The organism is Fibrobacter sp. UWB2, from assembly GCF_002210425.1.
Classification (GTDB): domain Bacteria; phylum Fibrobacterota; class Fibrobacteria; order Fibrobacterales; family Fibrobacteraceae; genus Fibrobacter; species Fibrobacter elongatus.
The window spans coordinates 80,672-105,370 of the sequence record NZ_MWQK01000001.1 but is presented as its reverse complement, the minus strand read 5'-3'; the positions used below and the strand labels follow the sequence as shown (position 1 = coordinate 105,370).

Annotated in this window: 23 protein-coding genes and 1 pseudogene; 7 read left to right on the top strand and 17 right to left on the bottom strand. The window is 48.5% G+C overall.

Annotation, left to right across the window (positions count from 1 at the left end; all coding sequences use genetic code 11):
* Positions 1–7: 7 nt before the first annotated feature.
* The gene (locus B7982_RS00500; protein ID WP_144065896.1) at positions 8–982 is read left to right on the top strand and encodes a hypothetical protein; all 975 of its coding nucleotides are present in this window, start codon (positions 8–10) and stop codon (positions 980–982) included.
* A gap of 3 nt (positions 983–985) precedes the next feature.
* On the opposite strand, the gene B7982_RS00495 is transcribed toward B7982_RS00500, so the two are convergent.
* From B7982_RS00495 to B7982_RS00485, 4 genes and pseudogenes are all read right to left on the bottom strand, one after another.
* The gene (locus tag B7982_RS00495; RefSeq protein WP_088659087.1) at positions 986–1,420 is read right to left on the bottom strand and encodes a dUTP diphosphatase; all 435 of its coding nucleotides are present in this window, start codon (positions 1,418–1,420) and stop codon (positions 986–988) included.
* Positions 1,421–1,532: 112 nt separating this feature from the next.
* On the bottom strand, positions 1,533–2,777 hold the full coding sequence (locus B7982_RS00490; RefSeq protein WP_369833062.1) for a DUF1015 domain-containing protein: 1,245 nt from the start codon (positions 2,775–2,777) through the stop codon (positions 1,533–1,535).
* Between the two features lie 99 nt (positions 2,778–2,876).
* A pseudogene (locus B7982_RS15185) lies at positions 2,877–3,359 on the bottom strand (DUF2062 domain-containing protein); the annotation flags it as partial.
* 212 nt (positions 3,360–3,571) lie between these two features.
* Positions 3,572–4,531, bottom strand: a complete 960-nt coding sequence (locus B7982_RS00485) for a fibrobacter succinogenes major paralogous domain-containing protein (RefSeq protein WP_088659085.1) — start codon at positions 4,529–4,531, stop codon at positions 3,572–3,574.
* Between the two features lie 233 nt (positions 4,532–4,764).
* Here B7982_RS00485 and greA point away from each other — a divergent pair, with 233 nt between their 5' ends.
* Together greA and B7982_RS00475 are read left to right on the top strand one after the other, a co-directional pair.
* On the top strand, positions 4,765–5,232 hold the full coding sequence (gene greA, locus B7982_RS00480; RefSeq protein WP_173565131.1) for a transcription elongation factor GreA: 468 nt from the start codon (positions 4,765–4,767) through the stop codon (positions 5,230–5,232).
* Positions 5,233–5,355: 123 nt separating this feature from the next.
* Positions 5,356–6,189 carry a TatD family hydrolase gene (locus tag B7982_RS00475; protein WP_088659533.1) on the top strand — a complete coding sequence of 278 codons (834 nt, stop codon included), beginning with the start codon at positions 5,356–5,358 and terminating at the stop codon, positions 6,187–6,189.
* Here B7982_RS00475 and B7982_RS00470 read toward each other — a convergent pair.
* Positions 6,186–8,189, bottom strand: coding sequence for an EAL domain-containing protein (locus tag B7982_RS00470; protein ID WP_088659083.1), 2,004 nt, complete (start codon positions 8,187–8,189; stop codon positions 6,186–6,188). The genes B7982_RS00475 and B7982_RS00470 overlap by 4 nt on opposite strands.
* A gap of 385 nt (positions 8,190–8,574) precedes the next feature.
* Here B7982_RS00470 and B7982_RS00465 point away from each other — a divergent pair, with 385 nt between their 5' ends.
* Positions 8,575–9,003, top strand: a complete 429-nt coding sequence (locus B7982_RS00465) for an FdtA/QdtA family cupin domain-containing protein (RefSeq protein WP_088659082.1) — start codon at positions 8,575–8,577, stop codon at positions 9,001–9,003.
* On the opposite strand, the gene B7982_RS00460 is transcribed toward B7982_RS00465, so the two are convergent.
* Genes B7982_RS00460 through B7982_RS00425 form a run of 8 tightly spaced genes read right to left on the bottom strand, consistent with a single transcriptional unit; the run spans position 8,987 to position 15,523 of the window.
* The gene (locus tag B7982_RS00460) at positions 8,987–9,943 is read right to left on the bottom strand and encodes a GNAT family N-acetyltransferase (protein WP_088659532.1); all 957 of its coding nucleotides are present in this window, start codon (positions 9,941–9,943) and stop codon (positions 8,987–8,989) included. The genes B7982_RS00465 and B7982_RS00460 overlap by 17 nt on opposite strands.
* A 20-nt stretch (positions 9,944–9,963) precedes the next feature.
* Positions 9,964–10,773, bottom strand: coding sequence for an RNA methyltransferase (locus B7982_RS00455; protein WP_088659081.1), 810 nt, complete (start codon positions 10,771–10,773; stop codon positions 9,964–9,966).
* Positions 10,774–10,776: 3 nt separating this feature from the next.
* Positions 10,777–11,637 (bottom strand): sugar phosphate nucleotidyltransferase, encoded by an 861-nt coding sequence (locus B7982_RS00450; RefSeq protein ID WP_088659080.1) that lies wholly within the window; start codon positions 11,635–11,637, stop codon positions 10,777–10,779.
* 13 nt (positions 11,638–11,650) lie between these two features.
* Entirely contained in the window at positions 11,651–12,088 is a 438-nt protein-coding gene (gene fabZ, locus B7982_RS00445) for a 3-hydroxyacyl-ACP dehydratase FabZ (protein WP_014545193.1), read from the bottom strand.
* Positions 12,075–13,007, bottom strand: a complete 933-nt coding sequence (locus B7982_RS00440) for a UDP-3-O-acyl-N-acetylglucosamine deacetylase (RefSeq protein WP_088659079.1) — start codon at positions 13,005–13,007, stop codon at positions 12,075–12,077. Before B7982_RS00440 ends, fabZ begins: the two co-directional genes overlap by 14 nt.
* 23 nt (positions 13,008–13,030) lie before the next feature.
* Positions 13,031–14,050 carry a UDP-3-O-(3-hydroxymyristoyl)glucosamine N-acyltransferase gene (locus tag B7982_RS00435; RefSeq protein ID WP_233138293.1) on the bottom strand — a complete coding sequence of 340 codons (1,020 nt, stop codon included), beginning with the start codon at positions 14,048–14,050 and terminating at the stop codon, positions 13,031–13,033.
* Positions 14,050–15,015: a diacylglycerol kinase family protein gene (locus tag B7982_RS00430; RefSeq protein WP_088659077.1), complete on the bottom strand. Its 966-nt coding sequence runs from the start codon at positions 15,013–15,015 to the stop codon at positions 14,050–14,052. Before B7982_RS00430 ends, B7982_RS00435 begins: the two co-directional genes overlap by 1 nt.
* Entirely contained in the window at positions 15,008–15,523 is a 516-nt protein-coding gene (locus B7982_RS00425; RefSeq protein ID WP_088659076.1) for a gamma carbonic anhydrase family protein, read from the bottom strand. Before B7982_RS00425 ends, B7982_RS00430 begins: the two co-directional genes overlap by 8 nt.
* A gap of 113 nt (positions 15,524–15,636) precedes the next feature.
* Between B7982_RS00425 and B7982_RS00420 the strand changes: the two genes are divergently transcribed.
* Both B7982_RS00420 and B7982_RS00415 read left to right on the top strand, forming a co-directional pair.
* A complete protein-coding gene (locus B7982_RS00420) occupies positions 15,637–17,088 on the top strand; it encodes an aldehyde dehydrogenase family protein (RefSeq protein ID WP_088659075.1) in 1,452 nt (483 codons plus the stop codon).
* Positions 17,089–17,098: 10 nt separating this feature from the next.
* The gene (locus B7982_RS00415) at positions 17,099–18,319 is read left to right on the top strand and encodes an iron-containing alcohol dehydrogenase (protein WP_088659074.1); all 1,221 of its coding nucleotides are present in this window, start codon (positions 17,099–17,101) and stop codon (positions 18,317–18,319) included.
* A gap of 89 nt (positions 18,320–18,408) precedes the next feature.
* Here the strand turns inward: B7982_RS00415 and B7982_RS00410 are convergent, their stop codons facing one another.
* Positions 18,409–18,840, bottom strand: coding sequence for a thioesterase family protein (locus B7982_RS00410; RefSeq protein ID WP_015732505.1), 432 nt, complete (start codon positions 18,838–18,840; stop codon positions 18,409–18,411).
* Positions 18,841–18,966: 126 nt separating this feature from the next.
* On the opposite strand from B7982_RS00410, the gene glgB reads away from it, so the two are divergent.
* Positions 18,967–21,183: a 1,4-alpha-glucan branching protein GlgB gene (gene glgB / locus B7982_RS00405; protein WP_088659073.1), complete on the top strand. Its 2,217-nt coding sequence runs from the start codon at positions 18,967–18,969 to the stop codon at positions 21,181–21,183.
* Positions 21,184–21,273: 90 nt separating this feature from the next.
* Here glgB and B7982_RS00400 read toward each other — a convergent pair whose 3' ends face one another.
* Genes B7982_RS00400 through B7982_RS00390 form a run of 3 tightly spaced genes read right to left on the bottom strand, consistent with a single transcriptional unit; the run spans position 21,274 to position 24,662 of the window.
* Entirely contained in the window at positions 21,274–21,891 is a 618-nt protein-coding gene (locus B7982_RS00400; RefSeq protein WP_088659072.1) for a hypothetical protein, read from the bottom strand.
* Between the two features lie 27 nt (positions 21,892–21,918).
* On the bottom strand, positions 21,919–23,463 hold the full coding sequence (locus B7982_RS00395) for a hypothetical protein (protein WP_144065895.1): 1,545 nt from the start codon (positions 23,461–23,463) through the stop codon (positions 21,919–21,921).
* A gap of 23 nt (positions 23,464–23,486) precedes the next feature.
* Positions 23,487–24,662: a hypothetical protein gene (locus B7982_RS00390; RefSeq protein ID WP_158212946.1), complete on the bottom strand. Its 1,176-nt coding sequence runs from the start codon at positions 24,660–24,662 to the stop codon at positions 23,487–23,489.
* Positions 24,663–24,699 lie beyond the last annotated feature (37 nt).

Genomic DNA, 24,699 nt, shown 5'->3' with positions numbered 1-24,699 from the left:
GTTTTGTATGAATAAGTTTATTTCAATCTTATTAATGACCGTTTGCAGTACTGCACTTTTTGCCGAAGAAACATCGTCAAAAGAGAAATCGCCATTAAATTATTCATTGTTGACATCGCTAGGATATTATCCAGAGACAACCCCCAAAACGGGTTCTTCGCACTTTGCAGGGCTCAGCGGTATTTACGATGGCGTCGAACTCGTCACAGAATTTAACGCCACCTATACCATGCCTTTTTTAAAGGGTTCCGATGAACTTACTGCAGACAACCATTTAACATTTAACCTCGGGGTAGAACTCTCCCCTGTCACCGTTGCACCTTTAGCGTCTGTAACATTTTCACCGATTGCATTCCTCGAATTCGCTATCGGCGGAATCATAGGCACAGGCTGGGGGCTCACCGATGACATACAAGGTCTCGCCAAGCTTGACGAATCCAAGCCCAAATACGAGAACTTGACCCCATTTGCCCACTGGTATTTTTATACCTGGGCAAGCGGTTGCTTTATGTTCGACTTGGCTGCTGTTTGGGAAGGCGATTGGCACCACGTCGTCGCAACAGCCTCATACAAAGTCGGTTACCAAAAAATGACGGGTACAAAATCATCCGTCTGGACATGGAGAAACACCTACGGCCAGGCTAGCGGATGGGTGTACGAACAGGAATATTTCCTGGGCTACCAGATGCCGCTCAAGGTCTCAACGGTTGGTGTCGGTACAACACTTTGGGGCAATTACCAAGCAAGCGATTACGGCAACTTCTCGCGCAATTACGAAGGCGACTTTATGACCATCGATATTTGGCCTATGGCCGAAATCAAGCTCAGCCAAAAGGACATTTTGTATGTGCTAGCCGACTTTAGGGGCCGTCGCAGTTTCCTTGAAAAATACAAAGACGATGCGCACGAACCCTTCATGACCAAGACAGGTCGAGAATGGTACTTCTACGCCCTAGGCTTCCAGTGGAAGCACACATTCTAAAAACTAAATTCCAGTAGAGCCAAAGCCACCGCGGTCGGCGCCATCAAGCGCGCCTTCCACGAACGTGAGCGTTGGCTGTATTTCCATAATGCGGAACTGCGCTATGCGGCTCCCTTTTTCAATGATGACATCGCGTGTCGCGTACACGGGCATTTTCCACCAGTCATTTGCGCCGCAGTAGCTAGAATCAACAACGCCCACAGAATTCGCCTGCAAGATGCCGAAGTTCTTGAACGTAGAACTGCGCGGAGCGATATGCGCCTCGTAGCCTTCGGGCAACTTCATCGCAACTCCCAAGTGAATCAGGCGAAACTCGCCCGCCTTGAGCGTCACAGTTTCTGCCGCCGCAAGGTCAATCCAGTCGGACTTGCCGCCAACATAGGTAAGCTTAGGAATCGATTCGTCAAGATACTGAATTTTAATCGTCTGTGATGCCATGCCGCAAATATAAAAAGAGTCATTCAATCAAAAAAGGAAATCCCCGATTGATTCGAGGATTTCCCAATTTCACTTTAGAAAGTCCGCGCATCTCGGCGCGGCTTACTAGCAATTAGTCGAGCGTGTGGACCAAGAGACCGTCACGGAGCTTCGGTTCGAACCAAGTGCTCTTCGGCGGCATGATTTCGCCAGCGTCGGCAATGCTCATGAGCTGATCGAGCGTGGTCGGATACATAGCAAATGCGCAGGCGCATTCACCGCTATCGACGCGCTTCACAAGTTCGCCGAGGCCGCGGATGCCACCGACAAAGTCGATGCGCTTGGAAGTACGCGGATCGTCGATGTCGAAGAGCGGCTTCAAGATGAGCTTCTGGAGGAGAGCCACGTCAAGGCTGTCGACCGGGCCAAGATTCTTGAGGAACTTGTCCTTGAACGTGCAAGCGTACCACTTGCCGCCCATGTAGAAGTTCACCTGATTCTGCTTGCTCGGGCTCTGCATGCTCGGCAATTCTTCGATGTCGAACACAAGCTTCATTTCTTCCATGAGCTGTTCCGGCGTACGGCCGTTCAAGTCCTTAAGCACGCGGTTGTAGTCCAAAATCTTGAGCTGGGTGCTCGGGAAGAGGATAGCGAGGTAACGGTTGTATTCTTCGTCGCCCGTGTTCTTCGGATTCTGTTCAGCACGGTAGCTGGCAGCGCGAGCGCCAGCAGCACTGCGGTGGTGACCGTCAGCGATGTAGCTTACCGGAACAGATTCAAAGGACTTGCGGATAGCTTCGATTTCGGCATCGTCGTCGATAATCCAAACGGTATGGCCAAAGCCGTCGCCCTTGCTCACGAAGTCGTAAACAGGCTTGCGCTTGGTCACAGCACCGAAGATATCGAATTGGCCGTTGTCGCGGTAAGTGAGGAACACCGGACCCGTATTGGCGTTCGTGGCGAGCACATGGCGCAAACGGTCTTCTTCCTTGTCAGCGCGGGTAAGTTCGTGCTTTTTGATGGTGCCGTTGAAGTAGTCGGCAGCCGGAACGCAGCACACAAGACCGTACTGTTCGCGACCGTTCATCGTCTGGCGATAAACGTAGAGGCACGGCTTCGGGTCGAAAGCGATCACGCCGTCTTCGATCATCTTGTCGAGATTTTCACGAGCGTGGGCATAAACCTTCGGATCGTAAGCGTCGACAGAATCCGGAAGTTCGAGTTCGGCACGCGTCACGCGCAAGTAGGAGTGCGGAAGGCCCTCAGCCATAGCCTTGGCTTCGGCGCGATTCATCACGTCGTAAGGGAGCGCAGAGATAGTCTCAGCTTCAGCCGGGTTCACCGGACGCAAAGCCTTGAACGGATAGATGTGCATCATAGGTTTCTTTCCTTTGTGTGCTTCTTTGATTAAAACTTCGTCTTCGGCAATCAAGTTATGGATATAACCCGTCTTTGCCGCAATCCATTTTTTCTTCCTGTAACTTACGATGAAATAAGCTAGAAAAAAGAAGATGGCGCCGCCAATAGCAGCGACAATTGTAATGCCAATCATGAACGCCAACAGGTGGTCTGCAGCATCATTCCACAAATGCCCAATCACCGTCGTGAAATTTTTGAACGAAAGCCCCTGGAATTCTTCCAAAAAGTCAAACTTAATCGCCTCCGGATGGACAATCTTACACCCGAGCATATAACCCGTCGGGTAGAAAAAGCCGAACTGAGTCAGCGGGTTTGCCACAAACGACGAGACAATCCCCGGAACCTTCGGAAGGCGGAACAAGGCACAGAACGCAACCGTCAAAATAATGGCAACACCAATCGTCGGCCAAATACCAATAAAGACGCCCGCCGCCACAGACCACGCCACACGCATGGCATCCTGACGCCTCGGAAACATCCTATTGTAATAAATACGGCTTAAGCGTTTGTACTTCGATTCGTTCCTTCTCAATTTAACCATATCACCTCTTAAATAACCGAGCCAAAGATAGTAAATATAGACGAAGGACCAAAGACTATAAAAGGGGGAAGCCTCCCCCTGATTGCAGCCCCGGCTTACATTGTCACCCCGGCCACCGTGCCGGGGTCGCCAATCCCTGTTACAATAAAAACGCCGGGTCTTCCATCACCCCCTCGAACGGGGCTTCAATCGCCAGCCCCGTAACGCCCCGGCTAATCCTTCAGACAACGAACTGAAAAGGCGGCCTCCTTGAGGCCAGGCTCTAGGCCTGCATACACGGTGTAGTCCAAGGACATGTAAGAGGCGTAGAACGAACCCGCAGAATTAGAGCACCAGAAGTAAGCGGAATTGCCATCAGCGCCAAATTGGCCACCATTGCCCCGGCCTCCTGCAGGGAGGGCAGAAAATCCCACGCTGTCTGTACCATCCCATCCCGTCTGAGCTTTGAGAATCTTACCAGCCCCTAATTCCCCACCTACTTCGGCAAACAGAGTGATCCATTCCTCTTGCGTTGGCAAGTGCCAGCCATCGGGACAAATGCCCTGCACCTTTGCCGGGAGCGTACAGTTCCAGCTCTTGTCGAAACCGCAGTCCTGCGGATTGTCGGCGTCGGTCGCGAGTTTCACCGAGTCTATCGCCGCCGCCCAAGTATAAAGGCGACCAGTCACGGCACAATTTTCAGCCTTGTTGTCATAACAGCAGCTGCGCTCCAACAAGCTCGGAGTTTTGACACTATCAGCATAGTTCAAGTTTTCAGCCATCCACACCTGGTTCCCGATTTTCACAGTCTTGTAAACCTTATTATCGCGGGAGTCGGTCATGGTGCCGTAGGTGATGTTTGGGTTGAAGCGACATTCTTTGGGAACGTCCCAGCTCCAGCCGGTCTCACCCTCTAAAAGAACTGAGCAATTCAGCGCAGCAGATAAACTGCTCGAAGATCCGTCCTGACTGCTAGAGGACACTTCTTCAACGCCACTGCTGGATTCCTCGCTACTGCTAGAAGATGAATTCAACGAATCTGTACTGCTACTGGATTCAGACTCATTGTTAATCGGAGCGCTAGTACCGCTATCTTCATCACAAGCAGCAAGCAAAAGCAAACCAGAAACAGCCGCAACAGCCACGCACCCACGCAAAGACATCTTTCCACACCATAAATTCTTCAACATCATAGGACTCTCTCAAACAAAGTTTTTTTCAAATATAGATTATTTGATTCTATTAGAGTAGTCATATCCTTACGTCATTCTAAGCAATGTGCTTACGCGTCATCCTGAGCGCTAGCGAAGGATCCAGTAAAGCTACCGATAAGCAACAGGATTCTTCGGGGCAAGCCCCTCAGAATGACGATTAAAGTTTTTTGATGTTACAAACCATAAACAGCAAATTTTTTAATTTTTACCGCATGAAACACTTGATTTCGAAAGAAGGCTTTGAAAAATTCAAGGCAGAATGGGAACATCTCAAATATGTCGAACGCCCGGCAATGATCAACCAGGTGCAAGCCGCCGCTGCCGAAGGCGACCGTAGTGAGAATGCCGCCTACACTTACGGGCGTATGCGCGTGCGCGAAATTGACCGCCGCTTGCGTGAACTCGACCGCATTTTGGATGGCGCACAGATTGTCGAAAACGCCGCCACCAAGGACGGTTCCATCCGCTTTGGCGCCACTGTCAAGATGGTCGACAAGAAGACCAAGCGCGAAAAAGTTTACAGCATCGTCGGAGACAAGGAAATCGACCCGCTCCAGGGCCGCATCAGCATGAAGTCCCCCATCGGCGAAGCCTTGCAAGGCAAAAAAGCCGGCGACACCGTCGAAGTCCAAGCCCCCCGCGGAAAGATTGTTTACGAGATATTAGAGGTTAACTACTAAATATGTCATGCCCGCCACCGAGCGGGCACCTCCATTTCATTAAAAGAGAAGGAGATTCCCGCTGGAGTTTATCCCGAACTCTGTTCCGGGGCGGGAATGACAATCACGCTCCGAATTCACCAAATGTTCATCGATACTCATTGTCATATTGATTCTTACGAGCGCCATGCGGGCGAATCCTTTGACGCGCTTTTAGAGCGCTTTCACACAGCCAACTTCACGACCGAACGCAGTTCCGCCAAAGAAAAAGCAGCCGCCTCCAAAATTGCACAGCCCGAAGCATTTATCCATGTCGCCTGCGACCCGGCAGACTTCGACCACGCTCGCGAACTCAGCGAAAAATATCCCTTCGTCTACTCCGCTTACGGCATCCATCCCGAGTACGTCGAAACAGAAACAACCGAAGACGAAGCCCGGATGATGGAATTCTTGAAGCACCCCAAGTGCGTCGCCTGCGGTGAATTCGGCCTCGATTACCATTACGGAGCCGAGACTAAGGCTGCACAAGTCAAGCTTTTCGAGCGTCATTTACAGCTCGGTATCGAAAGCGGCAAGCCTCTAGTACTCCACCTCCGCGAAGCCGATGATGACGCCCTCGCCGTGCTCCGCACCGCGAACTTACACGACCGCAACGTTCACGTTCATTGCTTTACAGGCACGCCTGAATTCGTCGAACAACTCCTTCAGCTAGACGCAAACATCTTCGTCGGATTCACGGGAATCGTCACGTTCAACAACGCGCAAAATGTCCGAGACGCAGCAGCGCTCGTATCGCTCGACCAGATGCTTTTGGAGACCGACGCCCCTTACATGGCGCCCGTCCCCTTCCGCGGCAAGCCCTGCCACTCTGGCTACATCCCGTTTATCGCCGACAAACTCGCCGAAATAAAAAACGTGCCCGTAGAAGAACTCTACCATCACTGTCGCGAAAACACTAGAACGTGTTACGGAATTTAAGCTTTAACGGCTTCCGGTTCCGTTTCGAAGCTGGATCCCTGCGTCGGAACATTGTAATGTTCCTTCATGTACTCTAGCGCCATATCCGTATTGAGCGGCCTGCTAAAGTAGAAGCCCTGAATCAAGTGGCAGCCTTCGCGGTACAAGAAGTCGAGTTGTTCCTTCGTTTCAACGCCTTCGGCGATGAGATCCAAATTCAAGGACTTCGCAATGCCAATCACCATGCGGGCAAACGAAGCATCTTCTTCGTTATCCGCCACGTGATCCACAAAGTACTTGTCCATCTTGAGCGTATGCACTGGATAGCGCTTCAAGTACGAAAGTGAACTGTACCCCGTTCCAAAGTCATCAATCGAAATCTGGATGCCCATATTCGAAAGCGCACGCATGATTTCAATCGTCTTGTCCGCTTCGCACATGGCCGTGTATTCGGTAATTTCGAGCTTCAAGTTGCGCGGATTCAAGTTCGTTTCGGTCAACACACGGCGCACATCGTCGACCATGGAATCCATCGAGAACTGCTTTGCCGAGAAGTTCACCGCCACCTGGATATCCTTATAGCCCATGTCCACCCATTGCTTGGTCTGCTTACAAGCCATGCGCAAGATGAGCGCACCCATCGGCACAATAAGGCCCGTTTCTTCGGCAATCGGGATAAATTCAGCCGGCGAAATAATGCCTCGTTCCGACTGGTTCCAGCGCACAAGCGCTTCAAAGCCCACAATCTTGTTGCCCGCCTGAATATCGACAATCGGCTGGTACATCAGCACAAATTCTTGTGCCTGGATAGCCCTGCGGATTTCGAATTCGAGCTTGTAAAGCTTCATCGCCTTTTCGCGAATGCCGCCGCTAAAGAACTGGATACCGCCATGGTTAATGCCCTTCTTCATATCGCGAAGGCTTGCATTTGCATTGGCGAGAATATCTTCGACGCAATCGACATCCTGGTTCACGACAATCGACATCGAAACACTGATGTACAAATCCTTGCCTTCCAGCGAAATCGGAGACTTAACTTTGTTATGAATATTACGGACAAGTGGAATCAAGTCGTCATTCGGGTCACGGCTCTGGATGTTGTGCAAAATAACGGCGAACACATCAGGACCAATTCGAGCCACGCAGTCATCGGGGCGTGCAATTGATTTTAAACGGTCTGCAATCGTGCGGAGAACATTATCGCCAATATTGATGGAGTACGAAGCGTTGATGGCACCAAAGCTATCGATATCCAAAAGAGCTACCGCAAAAACATAGTCCGGGCGCTTTGCCGCGATATCGACATCGGTTTTTAGCTTTTCGAGGAAATACTTGCGATTATAAACGCCTGTAAGCGCATCCTGGTAAACGTAATTATAGCGTTCGCGTTCAGCAGACTTGGTATCAACCTGTTCCGTCAAAGAACCAATCACGCGAATCGGACGGCCAGAGTCGTTACTTTGAACACGCCCACTAATCACGAGTTTTGCATTTTTCTTGGAGGCGTCAAGCAGAGTCAGGTTGCATGAGAAAGTTCCCAAAGTCTGCAAAGCGGCATTCAGCTGTTCACGGAAGGCATTCCAGTCGCTTTCAATCACGCGCTTTTTCAAAGGTTCAAAGGAATCTTCTAGGCTTGCGCTATCGGTGGCAAGCAACTTGGCAACGCGATTGGACCAATAAACCTTCCCCGACGCCACATCGAACGTCCAAAATCCATCCGACGACACATCGATCATCATCTGGAACATTTCATCTTTTTCAAGGAGGTCCTTTTTCAGGTCGCGAATCGGTTCGACGACCTTCGGTTCCGGGATATCCACATCATTACGGATTTTCCGGCCATCCATCGGGAATTTATAGAACAAGGCGACATACGCCAAAAAAACTATCGCCAAAAAGTACGGTATAAAGTTATAGACGTGTTCTGTAAAGTTCAGAATATCTGGTATAGTTTCTGCAAACAGAAAACACGCTAACAATAGCGCAAAGCGCAAGACTACATGTTCATCGAAAAGTCTCATGTCAACCCAATCCTATATTTACACCTAAAATAAGTCGAATATTTCAAAATGGAACATCCCGCAAGAATTTAGTAATGATTTATTTACTCCAACTTCTAGTATTCCAACTTGGAATAATGTTTACGTTAAATGAATTTTTATTTCCTATAAAGAATATACCATAAAAATATCGAAAAATTCAAAAAAACGAAAAGTTCTTCAAATAGCGCAATGGCTATGAAAAATCGGAACAGAATGTAACGTAAACGTCCGTTTTCATTAAAGATTTCGTTACATTTTTATTATTTATAATAGTTCACATTTGTTTTTACAGAAAACAACAACCTTACAGGTTCTTTTTTACGCAGGCCATCTCATTTTGAGATGGTTTTGTTATATTAAGGGCATGGAATGGAACGAAGAACAGCTTAAAGAACCGCGTTTAATTGATATCCCGATTGCTCACGACCAACGTGGCAACTTGAGCGTTGTCGAAGGCGGAGAACTCATCCCGTTTGATATCAAGCGCTTGTACTACCTGTACGACGTTCCTGGCGGAACAACCCGCGGGGGCCATGCGCATCGCAAGCTACGTCAATTGATTATCGCTGCAAGCGGTAGCTTTGACGTGATTCTGGACGACGGCAAAAGGCGTTCCAAATATTCCCTGAACCGCTCCTATCACGGGCTTTACATTCCGACAATGCACTGGCGCGAAATCGAGAATTTCTCTTCGGGCGCTGTTTGCATGGTACTCGCATCGGAACACTATGACGAATCCGATTACATTTACGAGTACAAAGATTTTGTGAAAGAAGCTACTTCTCGTATCTAGCGTTCACACAGGCGGTTGCGCCGAACGATTCCTTGAATCGGTAAAGATTTTCGTTCAAATAAGCGCCGCCATTTTCTGTTGAAATTCCCCACGAGAACTTTTCACACCCAACTTGAGCAGCCTCACGCATCGCATTTACAAATAGCGCTGTTGAGGCATTCGTTTCACGCCTGGAATCATCGGGTGCAAGGTACTGGAAATGGAAAGCCTTCGCTTGTTTGAAACTGAAAATCATCATCCCCGACAAATATTCGCCGTTCTGCCAAACGCCGCGGAATAAAACATCTTCTGGGAATCTCTGTTTGAGGTCGCGCAATTCCGCTAAAGAATGGACTGGTTTGGTATTGTAACGAGCCTTTGAAAGCACAAGGAAGTCGTAGAATTTTTCCATTTCGCTATCGGGAATTTCGCCGTATGTCAGATTCAATTTTTCAGCTTGTCTAAAATTATGACGACATTCGCGCTTGCAAATTTCAAGTGGATCAACACCTTTAACAAGCGGCGTGTAGCAGCTGAGTTCCGTATGGCGACTGTAGCCAGAGTGCTCAAGCGCATAATCCAACAAATCTGTCGATACTGTTGCAAAAATGCGAGAGGTCGGTTTTAGCTTGACACTTTTGAAATTTTGGACAATGTAATCATCAATGGCCTTGACGATTTCAAGAATCTTGTTGCCCGAATAAAAATCTTTGGAAATGACGGGACCACCAAAAGTCGAACCCTGATGCGACACGAATCTGCCATCGATGCTACAGCCAGGAACAACAGCAACAACAATACCACTTTTTTCCACAAAGAACGATGCATCTGCAAATCGTCCTTCAGGATGGTAGTTCAAGAACCGGCGCGTCTGCAAGAACGTTCCGTTCATGGAGTTTTCCATGACGAAACGATCCCAGCGTAATTCCTGTTCATGACTGTAGGGCAAGATTTCGTACATGTCCATCTCCGGCGGTGTTGCTACTTGGACTTCTTTGAGTTTTCGGCTTTCGGCGTTTCATCCTGTTCAGCGCTCTGCGCCGCTTGCTTTGCAGCCTTTTCAGCGGCATGTTCCAAACGAGCGGGCTTGCCTGCTAAATTGCGGAGCAAACCGAACAGAGCCGAAAGTTCGTTGCGCGTCGGGTGCAAACGCTGCAAAAGCGTATTAAGGAAGCTATCGCGCCAAGCCTGATCGTGATACTGGCCCGTGAGATAGCGGTCGAGGAACTTCTTGAAACCGTCAATCTGCTGAATGGTTGCAGGGCCCGTTTCGGCAACGCCTCGCGTTGTGCGCTTCGCGCGGCCCTCGCCGTTCGCGAGTGCCCCGGAACGGCAAAGCTCGTACAAGCTAATCGAGACCGCTTGTCCAAGATTCAAGCTCATGAGTCCCGGCACCGGAATTTCGCACTGGTACGTACAGGCGTTCACTTCTTCAAGCGCAAGCCCGCAAGATTCACGACCGAACACAAGCGCAATCGTTCCGTCTTCCGGGAGCATGTCAGACAAGTTCTGCACCATCGTATGCTTGATGGAACTTGCAAAAATGCGGCGGCTGTATGCGACAGCACAAGAGCAATCGCCAATGGCATCTTCAAACTTGTGGACGACCTTGGCGTTATCCAGAATGTCATGGCTATTGGCGGCCGTATGGTAAGATTTGTCCAAGACTTTGTCGCGCTTCGGATAGACAATATAAAGTTCCGGCAATGCATAGCAATGCATGGCACGTGCGACAAAACCCACATTGTGCGGGTGTTCCGGTTCAACAAGTACTACTCTAAACTTTCTCATAATTTAAACTTTCCAAACAAAACCGCGACCGCGGATCTCGTTTTCGATGGTCTCGCCGGGTTGAATTTCGGCACCTTTAAAAATCACGGAATGCGCAATTTTCACACCGTCAGGAATGACAACGCCGGGTTCCACAACAGCTTCATTCTTGTCGCGACCACATTCCGACAAACGCGCTTCCACAGCAGCCATGAGGCCTTCAGGCGATCCCATATCAATCCACGTGGCATGCAACTGCGACATATCGACAAACGGCGCACGGCCAGCCGCAATTTCCTGTTTCCAGAATTCACGGATATCAAATTCGCCGTCAGGAATTCGAGACAAAGCTTCATCGCTGTACCACGAAATTCCAGAGAACGTCGCAGCCGTTCCCGTGTCGGCACCGAAACGTCCGGCAACACCCGCAAGGCAACCATCCGCACCCACGCGGAACGTGTTTACCTTCGGGAAATCGACCGCCAGGAGTGCGGCCTCACAGCGATTTCGTGCATTCCGCACAAAAGCACCCAAGTCAAAATTGCAGTACGCGTCGCCATTCATAATCAAGAGGCCACCGCGATACCCCGCCGCATAAATCCGGCGCAAGGGGCCTGCCGTTCCGAGGATTTCTGGCGTTTCGACCCAGACTTTTTCGAAGCCAAGACGTTCGCCTTCGCTTACAATCTGGTCGGCCAGGTAATGTGCATTCGCGTGCAAGCGGACATCGCCAAGCGACTTCGCCCGCTCCATCTGGATTTCGAGAATGCTTTTGTCATAAACGCGAACCAACGGCTTCGGGATTTCCGACGTCAAAGGTCTCAGCCTTGTGCCAAGCCCAGCCGCTAAAATCAACACGTTCAATTTATCGTTAGCTCGCGTCATAACACAGCCTAAATTAGACCATTGCAGCGCTAAAGGAGGCATTGCAGATAAGCGTTTCGCCCTGCCAGATTTCGCCAGTGTACTTGTAAATGCCATGACGAGCCATCACGAGCGTAGCCTTAAGCGTCAAGTCCTGCGGCGGAATCACCGGAGCACGGAAGCGGCAGTTTTCGACACCCATGAATGCCGGGCGCTTGCCTTCGACATCAGCCTTCTTCGCGATCATCGTCAAGAGCGTTGCGGCCTGAGCCATGGATTCGATTTGAATCACGCCCGGGAGCACCGGATTGTTCGGGAAATGACCGTCAAAGAACTTTTCCTTGCCCGTCACGTGCCAAACAGCAACGATAGACGGCTGGTCACCTTCGGTGATTTCCTGAATTTCGTCCACGAAAGCAAACGGAGCCTTCTGAGGGAGGAGGGCATGTACTTGTTCTTCATTGTAAAGCATAGGGCAACACCTTTTCTAAGATTGTTCTGTGGCTCAAGTGACCACCGTTGATGATTTCCAGACGAACTTTCGGGAGTGCGGGCTTTGCAAAGCAAAGGTCTCCCAACAGGTCGAGGATTTTATGACGAGCGGGTTCATCGGCAACTCTAAACACGAGAGCCGAAGCTTCCGGAGAATTGTCGAGCAAGAGCCCACAGGATTCATCCACCCCGCCAAGCAAACCTGCCTTGCGGGCTTCGTCAAATTCGTTTTTTAAAATAAAAGTTCTCGCCACAAAGACATTGTACAAGTCTTCTGCCGAGTAAATGGAAACATTCGCCGCCGACTTAAAGACGCGACCGTTTTCGTTTCGTTCCAGGATGTATTCCACCTCAAACGCTTCGCTCGGCGTGATTTTCACGGAACCGTAAGGCTTTTGAGCTTGAGCGGAATCCGCAACATCTGTACGGAACAAGTCCCACGCCGCATGTACGGGGACATCGTAAAAAGCGAGTTCTTCGGGCGCACCCACATTTCTGCGAAATTCGCTAAAGAACGGAAGCGCACTGCCGTCCATCAGCGGAACTTCAGCAACACAACCCTTGTCACCTTCTTCGTTGCAGGCGACATCCACCACAAAGCGGCGAGACGGCCACATCAAGAATACTGGTGCAAGGTGTTCCGGGGATGCAAGCGTCAACGCATGAGTGCCTTCGCCCGATTCATAAATTGCAGTACGGGCCACGCTGAACTTCAAATCCGTGAAGCACTTTGCGCAATCGGTACTGTAAAAAGCACGACCGCCCACACGCCATTCGACGCGAGGCTCCAGTTGCGGATTGTACTCCTGGACTTCAATTTTTACGTTCGCCTTGCCATAAGACAAAGACGCAGAACTAAATTCCCACTCACGCGGGCTTTTACGAGAATCTTTTTTCATTTAGATAACGGGAATTTATAAAATTATTTCTTGCCCATCATTCGGAGTTTCACGACGGAGCGGCGCCAAACGTCAATTTCTTCGGCCGGGTAGCCCGCGTAAACCTTGCCCGCCTTGAGGCTCTTGGTCACGCCCGCCTTGGCGGCAACTTTCACTCCCTTGCCTATCGTCAAATGCCCCGCCGACTGCACGCCACCAGCGAATTCGACGTCATCTTCCATAATCACGGAACCCGCCACGCCAGACTGCGAAGCCATCATGATGTTGTTTCCAAGGCGGCAGTTATGCGCCACTTGCACAAACGTATCGAAATGGCAATCATCGCCAATCACCGTCGGAGAGACAAAGCCCGCCGCAACCACGTCATTAGCGCTAAAGCTACAGCGGTTCCCAATGCGGACACCCGCCAAATGCGGCACCATACGGCGCTTGCCTTCGTACTCGTAAAATCCAAAACCACGAGGTCCCACGACAACGCCTGCCTGGAACACGCAATCTTCGCCAATTGTCACACGCGGGTAAACAGTCACATTTGCTTCAAGAATCGTACCTGCGCCAATCGTAGCGCCCTTCATCACCACGCAATTCGGGCCGATGATAGCGTTCTCGCCTACCACACCCTCGACAACTGCCGAAGCATGAACTTGTGCAGAAGCAGCAATTTTCGTTTCTTCAAAAACTTCACGACGTTCCACAAATTCCTTCATGAAAGTCACCATCGCATGGTACGGACTTTCAACCGGGCATACAAAATGCACATTCGGCAAGAGTTCCGAACGACCATCTACGCAATACTTTTCGTACAAACTCGGCACAAAGAGGAGCCCTGCCGTAACGCCCGCAAAAGCACTGGTGCTCACGCCACCGGCATTCCCTGCAAGCCCCGTTTCTGTCTTGGCGTCGCCCGTCCAAAATGAGACATCATGCGGTCCCGCCTGATCGAGCGAAGAAAATCCAGTCAGTTCAAAATTTAAAACGCCCTCGTTCGAAGGCATTTTAAGATTCATCGTTTCAAGAATTTCAGATAAAGAAACCGAAAACATTATTCCTCTAGCGTGAGCATGTGAACTTGACATGCAAACTGAATGGTAACGCGGTTGCCCACCTTGCCGCTTAAATCTTCGCCATCGAGCTGGATGTATTCGTCATCCGCAAGTTCAAGCGTCAGCGAGCGCACTTTACGCGACTTGAGTAAGTTCTTTTTCAAGAAGTACCCAATGACCGGGATGTTCCCGACTGCAATCGCAAGCAAGAAGTTCATCATGTTCGGCACGCAGACCACTTCCAAATAGCCATCCGCCATGTCGGACTGGAAGAACGGATTCGCGCCACTGGCAAAGCTCGGGATGTTCCCAACAATGACCGTCGTATGGCCCGTCAAATCCACCGTTTCATTGAGTTCCGGCGTATTGACGACCATCGAAATCTTTCCGCTTTTCAAGTGATAGGCGCGGTCTGCAAAAAAGCGCTTGACGTAATGCAATTTATTTGCAATCACAGAATTCGAGGAAATAACCCCCGTAGCACGGTCATGGTTAAAATCATGCGCAATACGGGCATCAATACCTGCGGAGAAATAATTGGCTAGTGCATACTTGCCGTTCACCGTCCAAATATCAAATGGTCTCGACTTCGCCATCAAGAGCCTACGCACCAAGTACAAGAGGCCCTTATCGGCAAACGGTTTGTACAAACCAAGCACGCGAGCCAAGTCATTGCCTGTGCCCAGCGGGATAAGCCCAATCTGAACTTTATCAGCATGAGCCGAAACAAGCATCATCGAAAGAACCGACGAAACCGTACCGTCGCCACCCACTGCAACAAGTTTTTCCGTCGAAGAAAGAGCCGTCAAAATTTGCTCTTCCATTCCTTCCTTGCGCGTGAATTCAGCCTTCCATTCGTCGGCCTTAAAATCCATAGACTCCATAATTTCAGGAAGAAATTTATGGATAACCTTTCCTTGTCCACCTCCACTCACCGGATTTATTAGGAAAAAGAACTTATACATCTTTTAGAAGTTCATCCTTTGCGTCCAAGTAGTGTTCTACGCCGATCTTTACGTTCTTAATTTCTTCTGCAGTCAGTGTTCTAGCGATGTGCGCCGGAGATCCCACAATCAGGGAATTTTCAGGGAAATTTTTCCCTGCCGTCACAAGCGCACCCGCACCGACGATGCAATTTTTCATGATAAGGGCTCCATCCATGATAATTGCACCCATGCCTACGAGAACGTTATCTTCGATTGTACAGCCGTGAAGCACCGCACCATGACCAACAGTCACCTCGTCGCCAATGCTTACCCCGACACCCGTCGAAACATGGACACTCACATTATCCTGGATATTTGTACGCTTGCCAATTTTGATTTCTGCCAAATCGGCACGCAACACCGCATTGTAAAACACGGACGAATCATCGCCAATGCTCACATCGCCCACGAGGCATGCGCCTTCGGCGATAAACACGCGCTCGCCCACCTGCGGGACTTTGCCTTTATACTTAATTATGGAACCCATAGTTTCAATTTACAAAAATACATGAATAGATGAAACAGAAAAATTTTTAAAAAAGCTTTGTTTTTCGCCACCTAAAACGCCTTTTTTGCCCAATATGTTCTATCTTATTGAGTATGAACGAAATACATGGGATAGATATCAAAAAGATTTTTGATGCTCAAGGGGAAAATCGCTGGAAAATAGCCCAGACGAGTGCCAAAGAGCGTATTCAAAAACTGAAAAAGCTTCGCGAAGCCGTCGTGAAGCATCAGGAAGAGTTTTACGAAGCAGTTTGGCAGGACTTCCATAAGCCCCGTTTCGAAGCTTGGCTCAGCGAAATTTTTCCGACGATTGAAGAAATCGACCACACCATCAGCCATCTGAAAAAATGGATGAAGGACAAAAGTGCAAGTCGCGTGTTCTTTTTGCCCACCTCCAAAAGCCGCCTCCACTACGAGCCCAAAGGTCGTGTGCTGATTTTTGCGCCGTGGAACTATCCATTTTTGTTGCTCGTGAACCCGATTATTTCGGCAATTGCGGCTGGCAACGTGATTATGGCAAAGCCATCGCACAAGACACCGCACGTGAGCGCAGTTCTCGTGAAGATGTTTAAAGAAAATTTCCCAGAAAATGAAATCGCACTCATCGAAGGTGAAGGGGCTGAAATTGGAGACAAGTTATTAGAACTCCCGTTTGACCATGTATTCTTTACGGGGAGTCCGAAGGTCGGCGCACACATTGCAGAAATGGCGGCCAAGCACCACGCCAGCATTACACTTGAACTTGGCGGAAAATCGCCCACGATTTTGCTCCCCGGCATAAACGTCAAGAAGCATATCAAGCAAATTGCCTGGGGCAAGACTTTGAACGGCGGGCAAACCTGCATTGCGCCTGATTATGCCCTTTGCCCCGAAGACAAAGTTCAGGAATTTGCAGAAGCTTTTGCCGAAGATATCAAACGCAGATTCGGCGATACCGAAGCCAAGCGTCACGAAAGCAAAGACCTTGTACACATCGTCGACAAGCGCGCCACAGAGCGCCATGCCGCACTCATCAAGGATGCAATTGCCAAAGGCGCTAAGCAAGTCATCGGCGGAGTGAGCGATATCGAAAATTGCTACACGCCAGTCACCGTACTGACAAATGTCACGCCCGACATGGAAATTATGAAGTCCGAAATTTTCGGACCGATTATGCCGATTATCGCCTATAAGAATCTTGACGAAGCGATTGCTTTTGTGCAAAGCCGTCCAAAACCGCTTGCGCTGTACATCTTTGGAACAAACAAACGCGATATCAATTACGTTTTGAGCCATACCACATCAGGTTCCACCTGCGTGAACAACACCATTATCCAAATCGAGAATCTGGAAGTTCCCTTTGGCGGCGTGGGCATGAGCGGTACAGGCAATTACCACGGATTTTTCGGATTCAAGACGTTTAGCCACGAACGCAATATCATGGAGCAGAAAGGGTTCGATGCGGTGACATTTTTCCACCCGCCCTATGGAATTATTCCGGGTTGTTTGCGTTCTAAAATTCAAAATTTTGCAGAAAAAGCTTTGCGCTTTTTAAAGTCGATGTAGGAGGTCACTTATGGCATCTTTCCTTTACAGATTCGCCTGCCGAGCATTCCAAAAAGCGTTCTTTGTTGGCGTACACTTTATGCCATGGCGCGAGCCGCAACTTATTCACGGAGCAGGGACTTTAAGCGAACTTCCCAAGCACCTCAAGGCAAACGACATCGAAAACGTTTTGCTCGTTACCGATGAGTTCTTGGCCAAGAGCGAGCACTTCCAAAACATCAAGAAATACTTGGAAGAAGCGGGAATCAAGTACGCCATTTATGACAAGACCATCCCCAACCCGACCATCGACAATATCAACGATGCAGCACGCATTTATCGCAAGAACAAATGCAAAGGGCTCGTCGCATTTGGTGGCGGTTCTGCCATTGACTGCGCAAAGGGCGTGGGCATCCGCATTGTTAGACGTTGGACACCGATTTCGTTTATGCGAGGGACGCTACGCGTTCTTCGCAAGATCCCGTATCTCGTAGCCATCCCGACAACGGCGGGGACAGGGAGCGAAGCGACTGTGGCCGCCGTGATTTCTAATCCGCAGACACATGAGAAGTACCCGATTAACGATTTCGTCTTGATTCCGCGTCTTGCGATTCTCGATGCCAATATCACGCTTGGTTTACCCCCAAATCTTACAGCCACCACCGGCATGGATGCGCTCACGCACGCCATTGAAGCCTACATTGGCAACAGCAATTTCGACGGAAGTGCCGAAGCAGCCATCTTGGCTGGCCGCCTGATTCTCGAAAATATCCAGAACGCCTATCGCGACGGTCACAACATCAAGGCTCGTGAAAACCTGCAGAAAGCGGCATACCTCGCTGGGTACGCATTCACTCGCGCTTACGTCGGCTACGTTCACGCCATTGCACATAGCCTTGGCGGTATGTACCACACACCTCACGGGCTTGCAAACTCTGTAATTCTCCCCCACGTTCTAGAGTTCTACGGTGAAACTTGCGAAACGCGCCTCGGATTCTTTGCAAAAGCCATTGGAGCCGTCCCGGCAGAGCTCGACAACCATGAAGCATCCAAAGTCTTCATTATGCAAATTCGCGAGCTGAACCGTTCGATGGACATTCAGGAGCACTTAGAATTTATCCAAACAGAGGACATTCCAAGACTCGCGAAGTCGGCAAGCAAGGAAGCAAACCCGCTTTACCCCGTGCCGAAAATATTAAATGCGAAAGAGCTCGAAACGCTCTATCGCATTGTGAAAGGGACGAAGTTATAAAGGAGATGCCCTCCCCATTCGCGGATCATGACTACTAAGCAGCAAGCTGCAAGTAGTCAAAGAGATCAAGTCGGGCATGACATTCAACCTTACTTCACTTGAAAGCGGTCTTTGATTTCTTGAGGGATGGCAAACGGCCTTCCCTTTTTCATATCCATGAGAACCCACTGCGTTTCGGATTCAAACACGACCTTGCCATCGGAAACGCGTTCAAAGCGGCACTTGCGTACGCTCGCGACCTTGCTGTAGCCAGCGACCCAAGTCGTACCACGGATTTCATCGCCCAAGAACGCCTGATTCTTGTATTCCACAAACTGCGTATGAATCATCCAACCGCAACCGAACTGGTACATCACATCCGTTGCTCCAACGGAATCCGAATGAGCAATCGAAATATCCTGGACCCACTGCACCGCCCAAACGTTGTTCATGTGCTTGTTTTCATCAATCATCTCGGGCGTCACCTTAAAAAGCTTTTCAAACTTCATCGGATTTGCATTTTCTTCCATCACTACAGCCATTGTAAGCCTCCATTCGATACAAATGTAATAATAATCCAAATATTACGGTTTTTATTGCAATTATTCGCATAACATTCCCATTTTATGTTATTTTTCTTTGCGTTAAAACATTAAGTGAGAAAATCTATGGAATGGAACGATTTCACGAGCCTGACCGCAGAAAACATGCAGGCAATTTGGGACTTCAAGACTAAAGACCCGTTTTCAATTTTAGGTATCCACCCGCTCGAAACCGATCGAGGGATCAAGACCGTCATCCGCACCTACCAGCCGCAGGCTAGCTTTATCCGCGGTGAATCGTGCGACGGCACTGAAGAATTTGATTTTGTGAAGCTTGGCGACACTGGATTTTTCGAAGCAATCCTCGACTTGGAATACAAGCCGTTCTTTTACAAGCTCATCATCAAGCAGGGCGACGGCATCGAATACACTCTCGTCGATCCGTATGCATTCTTGCCGGTCCTCAGCGACTTTGACCGCCACCTGATTGCAACAGGCACGCACTACGAACTTTACCGCAAGCTCGGCGCTAACCTCATCGAGCACCAGGGATTCAAGGGCGTACACTTTGCCGTTTGGGCTCCGAACGCTCGTGCCGTTTCTGTGGTCGGCAACTTCAACAGCTGGGACGGCCGCCGTCACCAGATGCGCATGCTCGGTGCCTCGGGCATTTGGGAAATCTTCATTCCGAATCTTGGTGAAAACGAACTCTACCGTTTTGAAATTCACGGCGCCGACGGGAACCTCCATGTGAAGGTGGACCCGCTTGCAAAGCTCGCCGAAGTCCGCCCGGCAACAGCCTCCATCACAACACACCTCGACGGTTACGAATGGGGCGATGATCTTTACATGAAGACGCACTGGGCCACAAAGGTCTTTGGCGCTCCGATGAACATTTACGAAGTCCACGCCGGTTCCTGGCGTCGCGACCCGGCTAATCCGGACCGTTTCCTCAACTGGGATGAACTCTCCGAACGCCTCATCCCGTACCTCAAGGAAATGGGATACACGCACGTGGAATTCTTGCCGCTCGCCGAACACCCGCTCGACGAATCCTGGGGCTACCAGGTTACCGGTTACTACTCCCCCACGAGCCGCTACGGTACGCCGGACCAGTTCCGCCACTTTGTGGACCTTTGCCACCAGAACGAAATTGGCGTGATTTTGGACTGGGTTCCGGCCCACTTCCCGAAGGATGCTCACGCTCTCGGACGTTTCGACGGCACCGCCTGCTACGAGCACGCCGACCCGCGTCAGGGCGAACACCCGCACTGGGGCACATACATCTTTAACCTCGGCCGTAACGAAGTCAAGAACTTCCTCATCGCAAACGCGATGTACTGGCTCAAGGAATTCCACTGCGACGGTCTCCGCGTCGACGCTGTTGCATCCATGCTTTACCTCGACTACGGTAAGGGCCCGGGCGAATGGGTACCGAACAAGGACGGCGGCAACATCAACTACGACACGCTCGAATTCCTGAAGCACTTGAACAGCATCATGGGTCGCTTGACCCCGCATGCCATCCTCATCGCCGAGGAATCGACAAGCTTCCCGAGCATCACTCGCCCGCCAGAGCAGGGCGGTCTCGGCTTCCACTACAAGTGGAACATGGGTTGGATGAACGACTTCCTCTCCTACATCCAGCACGAACCAATCCACCGCAAGTACCACCACAACCAGCTTACATTCAGCATGGTCTACGCTTATTCTGAAAACTTCATACAAGTTTTCAGCCATGACGAAGTGGTGCACGGCAAGGGTTCCATGCTCGGCAAGATGCCTGGCGACAACTGGCAGAAGTTTGCAAACCTCCGCCTCACCTACGCATTCCAGTACGCACACCCGGGCAAGAAGCTCAACTTCATGGGCAACGAATTCGGTCAGTTCCGCGAATGGAACGAAAAGCGTTCGCTTGACTGGCACTTGGTCAGCTGGGATAGCCACGGCAAGCTCCTCGAAATGATGAAGGTCTTGAACCACATCTACAAGGAAAATGCTCCGTTGTGGGAAATCGACCATTACTACACCGGCTTTGAATGGATTTGGTGCGACGATGCCGACAATTCCATCGTAAGCTTCGTCCGTAAAGATGACCACGGCAACATGATTCTCTGCGTATTCAACTTCACGCCAGTTGTCCGTAACGATTACCGTTTGGGCGCACCTGCTCGCGGTGCTTGGAAAGAAATTTTCAACACCGATGCAGCCATGTTCGGAGGCTCTAACGTCGGCAATCTCGGTGAAGTCTGGACGCAAGACATTCCGTGGCAGAATCGCCAGTGGAGCTTGAACATCAAGCTTCCGCCTCTTGCAGCAGTCTACTTCAAGCTCGAGAGATAAGGACTAATTCGGAATTAGGAATGATGTCATTCCCGCCTCCGAGCGGGAATCTCCATTTAAATTACGCGCCGGCTGTAAAGCCGGCATTTTTTAATTGAGCGTCACCGAGAACAAAAGCATCACGGAAGACGAGCGGAATACGCCATCGTCATCGGACCAGTATTCACCCGAATTATAGGCCAGCGACACCCCAATAGCGGTATGTTCACCAACCCACCAGTCCTTGCCCACTTCAATATCAAAGCTAAGCGCACTGAGCCCCGTATTCCCAGAATATTTATGGCAATTCAGGTTATAACCCGTCAAGCCCAATGCCCCGCTAATAAACACATTGTTCCACCCGGGTACATAATACGTTGCGCCAACGCCTAAATAAACGGAACTCAGCACGTAAAAATCGTGATCCATATAAGTCGGAAGTCCATAGCGCGCCTCTTGGAAATTAGAATACATCACGTATCCCAAATTCGCATGCAACGCCAAATCCTGCACGACATAAAAACCAAGTTTTCCATGAATCCTTGCACCGAAACCATTTGCCGTCAAGGATTCCTCACCATCGGCATTTTCAAAAGACGCATACCCCATTCCCATTGACGCATTTGCAAACAGCCCGTCGTGCGTAAACGGAGCAGAAAGCGGTCCGGCCCAAGTTGCCGAAACAGCCACTGACAATGCAAGCATCAATAAAACGAGGAGGCGCTTCATATTCCACTAATTTAGAAAATTCACCATTCAGTCAATATCGACATAATCCAGTTCCGTTGAGCGATCAGTCAAATTATACTTTCTCGGTCTATAAGATGGTTCAAATGTCGATTCCATTCCCCAAACCCAACGCCAAGTAAAGCCAAGAGAAACATAAGGCAAAATACCCTGGGCACGCCCTCGCTTCGTATTATTCATATTAAGCAAACCTAATTTCAACCGTACACCATAACGTTTTTTTTCTTTGGTTGATGAAACTGGTTTCCCTATATAGCTTGGAAAAAGTAAATCAAAATAGGTTCCAACCCCATAGCGGATATAAGCATCCCCATATACAAAGCTAGCAGAGCCCAAATTACCAAAGACAACACCTTCTATATATTTAGATTTCAACCACAAAAAACCCAATAATCCCTGAATTCCAATATCAAGTTTCCCACAAGAATCGCATCGAGACTCTAAGACGTGAAAAGTCCATTCAATCCCGAAAACCCACGGTTCCATAGAAAAATTTAAATTGATTCCTACATAAAGCAATGGATCATAATTCGGGAAATCACCCTTCAAAGTTGGCCGTCCAATATCAATAGAGCTATTTAGATTAGCATTATCCTCTTTAGTATAAATCGGCACAGGCTTTTTATACAAAGCAACTTTTTCTACAATATCGCAATACGGATCTTTTTCATACATGCTAAAAACAGCCCTATCCAAGACAGAATCTAGTTTATCGACATAATAAAAATCATTATAGTTATCCAAATAGTACATTGTCGAATCTTTATTCTCAACAAATTCATAATCACGATTTAAAATTTTAATGATAATTTTGGAGCGAGGCGACAAATCTGCCGAATCCGCCAAAACAGCTGCAGACTCATAATCACCTTGTTCTACAAGCGTCTGCATCTTTTCTCGGATTTTCACAGCCGGATTTTCAGGGACATCGTACTTTAAACGAACCGGATGATAATGCAGGTTTTCCAAGGTTGACGATTCCGTCAAATCATCGCACTCCTGAGAAAATCCATCAAGGAAAAATATTCTTTTTTTACCCACGTTACCAAGAATTTGATTATCATCGTTTGGCAAAAGACTTATCAATCTTTGAGAAATTTTCCAAGTAGAATCCTTCGAAATATCTACACCGACATAAGCCATATAAAACAGGCTTTTTCTAGCCTCTTCAGGTTTTGGAGAAATCCATGTTTTCGAGTTCTTGTCATAGATTTTTTCAACAAGAACTAAATTATGTACTAGGAAAAATCCATGTTGTTCCATCGCCGCATTTCTTTTCTCAAATACGTGGCGGTATTTTTCGGGAGCTTGATCCAAACGTTCGTTCAACAATTTTTGCTTGTAATCGGCCCAACCGATAAAAGTCTTGTAAACTTCAGGGTAATTCTTTGCCAACTTCAATTCAAGTTTCTGCTTGTCATCTATCGAATAAAGAACACTTTCAAGGTTCGCGCCATAATAGGCAATCGGAGCCTTTTCTAGTTTCTGAGCAACCGATTCTTCAGCATAGCTATGGAGCAAAAGCAACAACAATAAGACAATTATTTTTCTCATGGTCATACAAATATTTCACCATTTCAATATTCAAATTTCAGTTTCTTTTCTTTATAATAAAGAAAAAGGAATTCAACAGAAGCGTAAAATCTGTGTCCAGAAGCATTCAAAAGGTCATCAGCCCAAACATTGTTGATCCCAGTCCTTAGGCGAACTCCAAACTGGATTTGACGTCTTTTTGTGAAAAGTACATCAGCCATACCACCAGCGCCATACGAAAAATAATGGTTCACTTTTTTATCTGGGCACGCATCGTCTTCATAGTTTTCACAAAACAACTGATTTATACCCACGCCAATCGATATAAAGCCATATAAGCGCAAGTATTCCATGTTCAAGAATGTATAGCCCAAATTATAATCAACATTCGAATCATAAAAGTATAAAGAATCTACATCCTTATATCCACCATAATTAAAGTCTATACTCAATTCATGTAAAAAGTTATCAAAGACAAAATCAAAGCCTAAAGAGCCATTCAAGCCGTATTTGGTTCCAAAGCTAGACTTAACGTGTTTTGAAATATTGCCCAAATACAGCGAATAAGGAACACCTAGAAAAATGCCAAAATAGCTACGTTCATCAAGAGCAGTCATATCCCAATAATTTTCAACAAGATAATGCATTTGATCTGTTTTTGTAATTTTCGACTTATTCTTTAAAATCAAATCTGAAATATTACTCTTGGGATCTATCATTTTCAAAAGCAAAAGACGTATAAAAGTTCGGTCGCTTTCATTTTCGATTTCTTCAAGGCTTTTATCAAACATTCCTAATTCAATCTCAGAACGAAACAAATCAGCGTAAAAGCCATATCGAGAAGTGGTGTGCTTATAAGAATCCACCGAATCGATATTACTTAAAAATGCAAAATCATTGGCAAAATACTTTACCCAAAGTTTTTCACTATTCCAAATCACCTGATGCGGAGGGCAAGCCCGTTCGAAGGTTTCCGCCTCATCAACAATCTTCTTGAAATCTCCATAGCGTTTCTCGGCTAATGTAACTTGCATCGCACTTCGAAGCGAATCGGCTTCGGCCTTTTCTTTCAAAAATTTCAGGTAAAGCGCTCTTTGGGCCAGTACTGCAGAATCAGGTTCTATAGTCGATTCATCCGTATTCTGAACAAATAAATTCATTACCGAATCTAGCGAAACCGTTTTTTCTGAGTTCGCGGCAGCATAAATACCGAACGGCATAAGCAACACACAAAGCAAACTCAAAACTATATAAAAT

Coding starts and splice junctions, on each gene's coding strand:
- B7982_RS00490 (WP_369833062.1), bottom strand. CDS start 2,777: ATGATGCACATCTATCCGTTCAAGGCTTTGCGTCCGGTGAACCCGGCT.
- B7982_RS00415 (WP_088659074.1), top strand. CDS start 17,099: ATGGCATCTTTCCTTTACAGATTCGCCTGCCGAGCATTCCAAAAAGCG.
- B7982_RS00435 (WP_233138293.1), bottom strand. CDS start 14,050: ATGTTTTCGGTTTCTTTATCTGAAATTCTTGAAACGATGAATCTTAAA.
- B7982_RS00420 (WP_088659075.1), top strand. CDS start 15,637: ATGAACGAAATACATGGGATAGATATCAAAAAGATTTTTGATGCTCAA.
- B7982_RS00495 (WP_088659087.1), bottom strand. CDS start 1,420: ATGGCATCACAGACGATTAAAATTCAGTATCTTGACGAATCGATTCCT.
- B7982_RS00430 (WP_088659077.1), bottom strand. CDS start 15,015: ATGTATAAGTTCTTTTTCCTAATAAATCCGGTGAGTGGAGGTGGACAA.
- glgB (WP_088659073.1), top strand. CDS start 18,967: ATGGAATGGAACGATTTCACGAGCCTGACCGCAGAAAACATGCAGGCA.
- greA (WP_173565131.1), top strand. CDS start 4,765: ATGAAACACTTGATTTCGAAAGAAGGCTTTGAAAAATTCAAGGCAGAA.
- B7982_RS00400 (WP_088659072.1), bottom strand. CDS start 21,891: ATGAAGCGCCTCCTCGTTTTATTGATGCTTGCATTGTCAGTGGCTGTT.
- B7982_RS00410 (WP_015732505.1), bottom strand. CDS start 18,840: ATGGCTGTAGTGATGGAAGAAAATGCAAATCCGATGAAGTTTGAAAAG.
- B7982_RS00440 (WP_088659079.1), bottom strand. CDS start 13,007: ATGAAAAAAGATTCTCGTAAAAGCCCGCGTGAGTGGGAATTTAGTTCT.
- fabZ (WP_014545193.1), bottom strand. CDS start 12,088: ATGCTTTACAATGAAGAACAAGTACATGCCCTCCTCCCTCAGAAGGCT.
- B7982_RS00390 (WP_158212946.1), bottom strand. CDS start 24,662: ATGCCGTTCGGTATTTATGCTGCCGCGAACTCAGAAAAAACGGTTTCG.
- B7982_RS00465 (WP_088659082.1), top strand. CDS start 8,575: ATGGAATGGAACGAAGAACAGCTTAAAGAACCGCGTTTAATTGATATC.
- B7982_RS00485 (WP_088659085.1), bottom strand. CDS start 4,531: ATGATGTTGAAGAATTTATGGTGTGGAAAGATGTCTTTGCGTGGGTGC.
- B7982_RS00475 (WP_088659533.1), top strand. CDS start 5,356: ATGTTCATCGATACTCATTGTCATATTGATTCTTACGAGCGCCATGCG.
- B7982_RS00425 (WP_088659076.1), bottom strand. CDS start 15,523: ATGGGTTCCATAATTAAGTATAAAGGCAAAGTCCCGCAGGTGGGCGAG.
- B7982_RS00500 (WP_144065896.1), top strand. CDS start 8: ATGAATAAGTTTATTTCAATCTTATTAATGACCGTTTGCAGTACTGCA.
- B7982_RS00395 (WP_144065895.1), bottom strand. CDS start 23,463: ATGAGAAAAATAATTGTCTTATTGTTGTTGCTTTTGCTCCATAGCTAT.
- B7982_RS00470 (WP_088659083.1), bottom strand. CDS start 8,189: ATGAGACTTTTCGATGAACATGTAGTCTTGCGCTTTGCGCTATTGTTA.
- B7982_RS00460 (WP_088659532.1), bottom strand. CDS start 9,943: ATGTACGAAATCTTGCCCTACAGTCATGAACAGGAATTACGCTGGGAT.
- B7982_RS00455 (WP_088659081.1), bottom strand. CDS start 10,773: ATGAGAAAGTTTAGAGTAGTACTTGTTGAACCGGAACACCCGCACAAT.
- B7982_RS00450 (WP_088659080.1), bottom strand. CDS start 11,637: ATGACGCGAGCTAACGATAAATTGAACGTGTTGATTTTAGCGGCTGGG.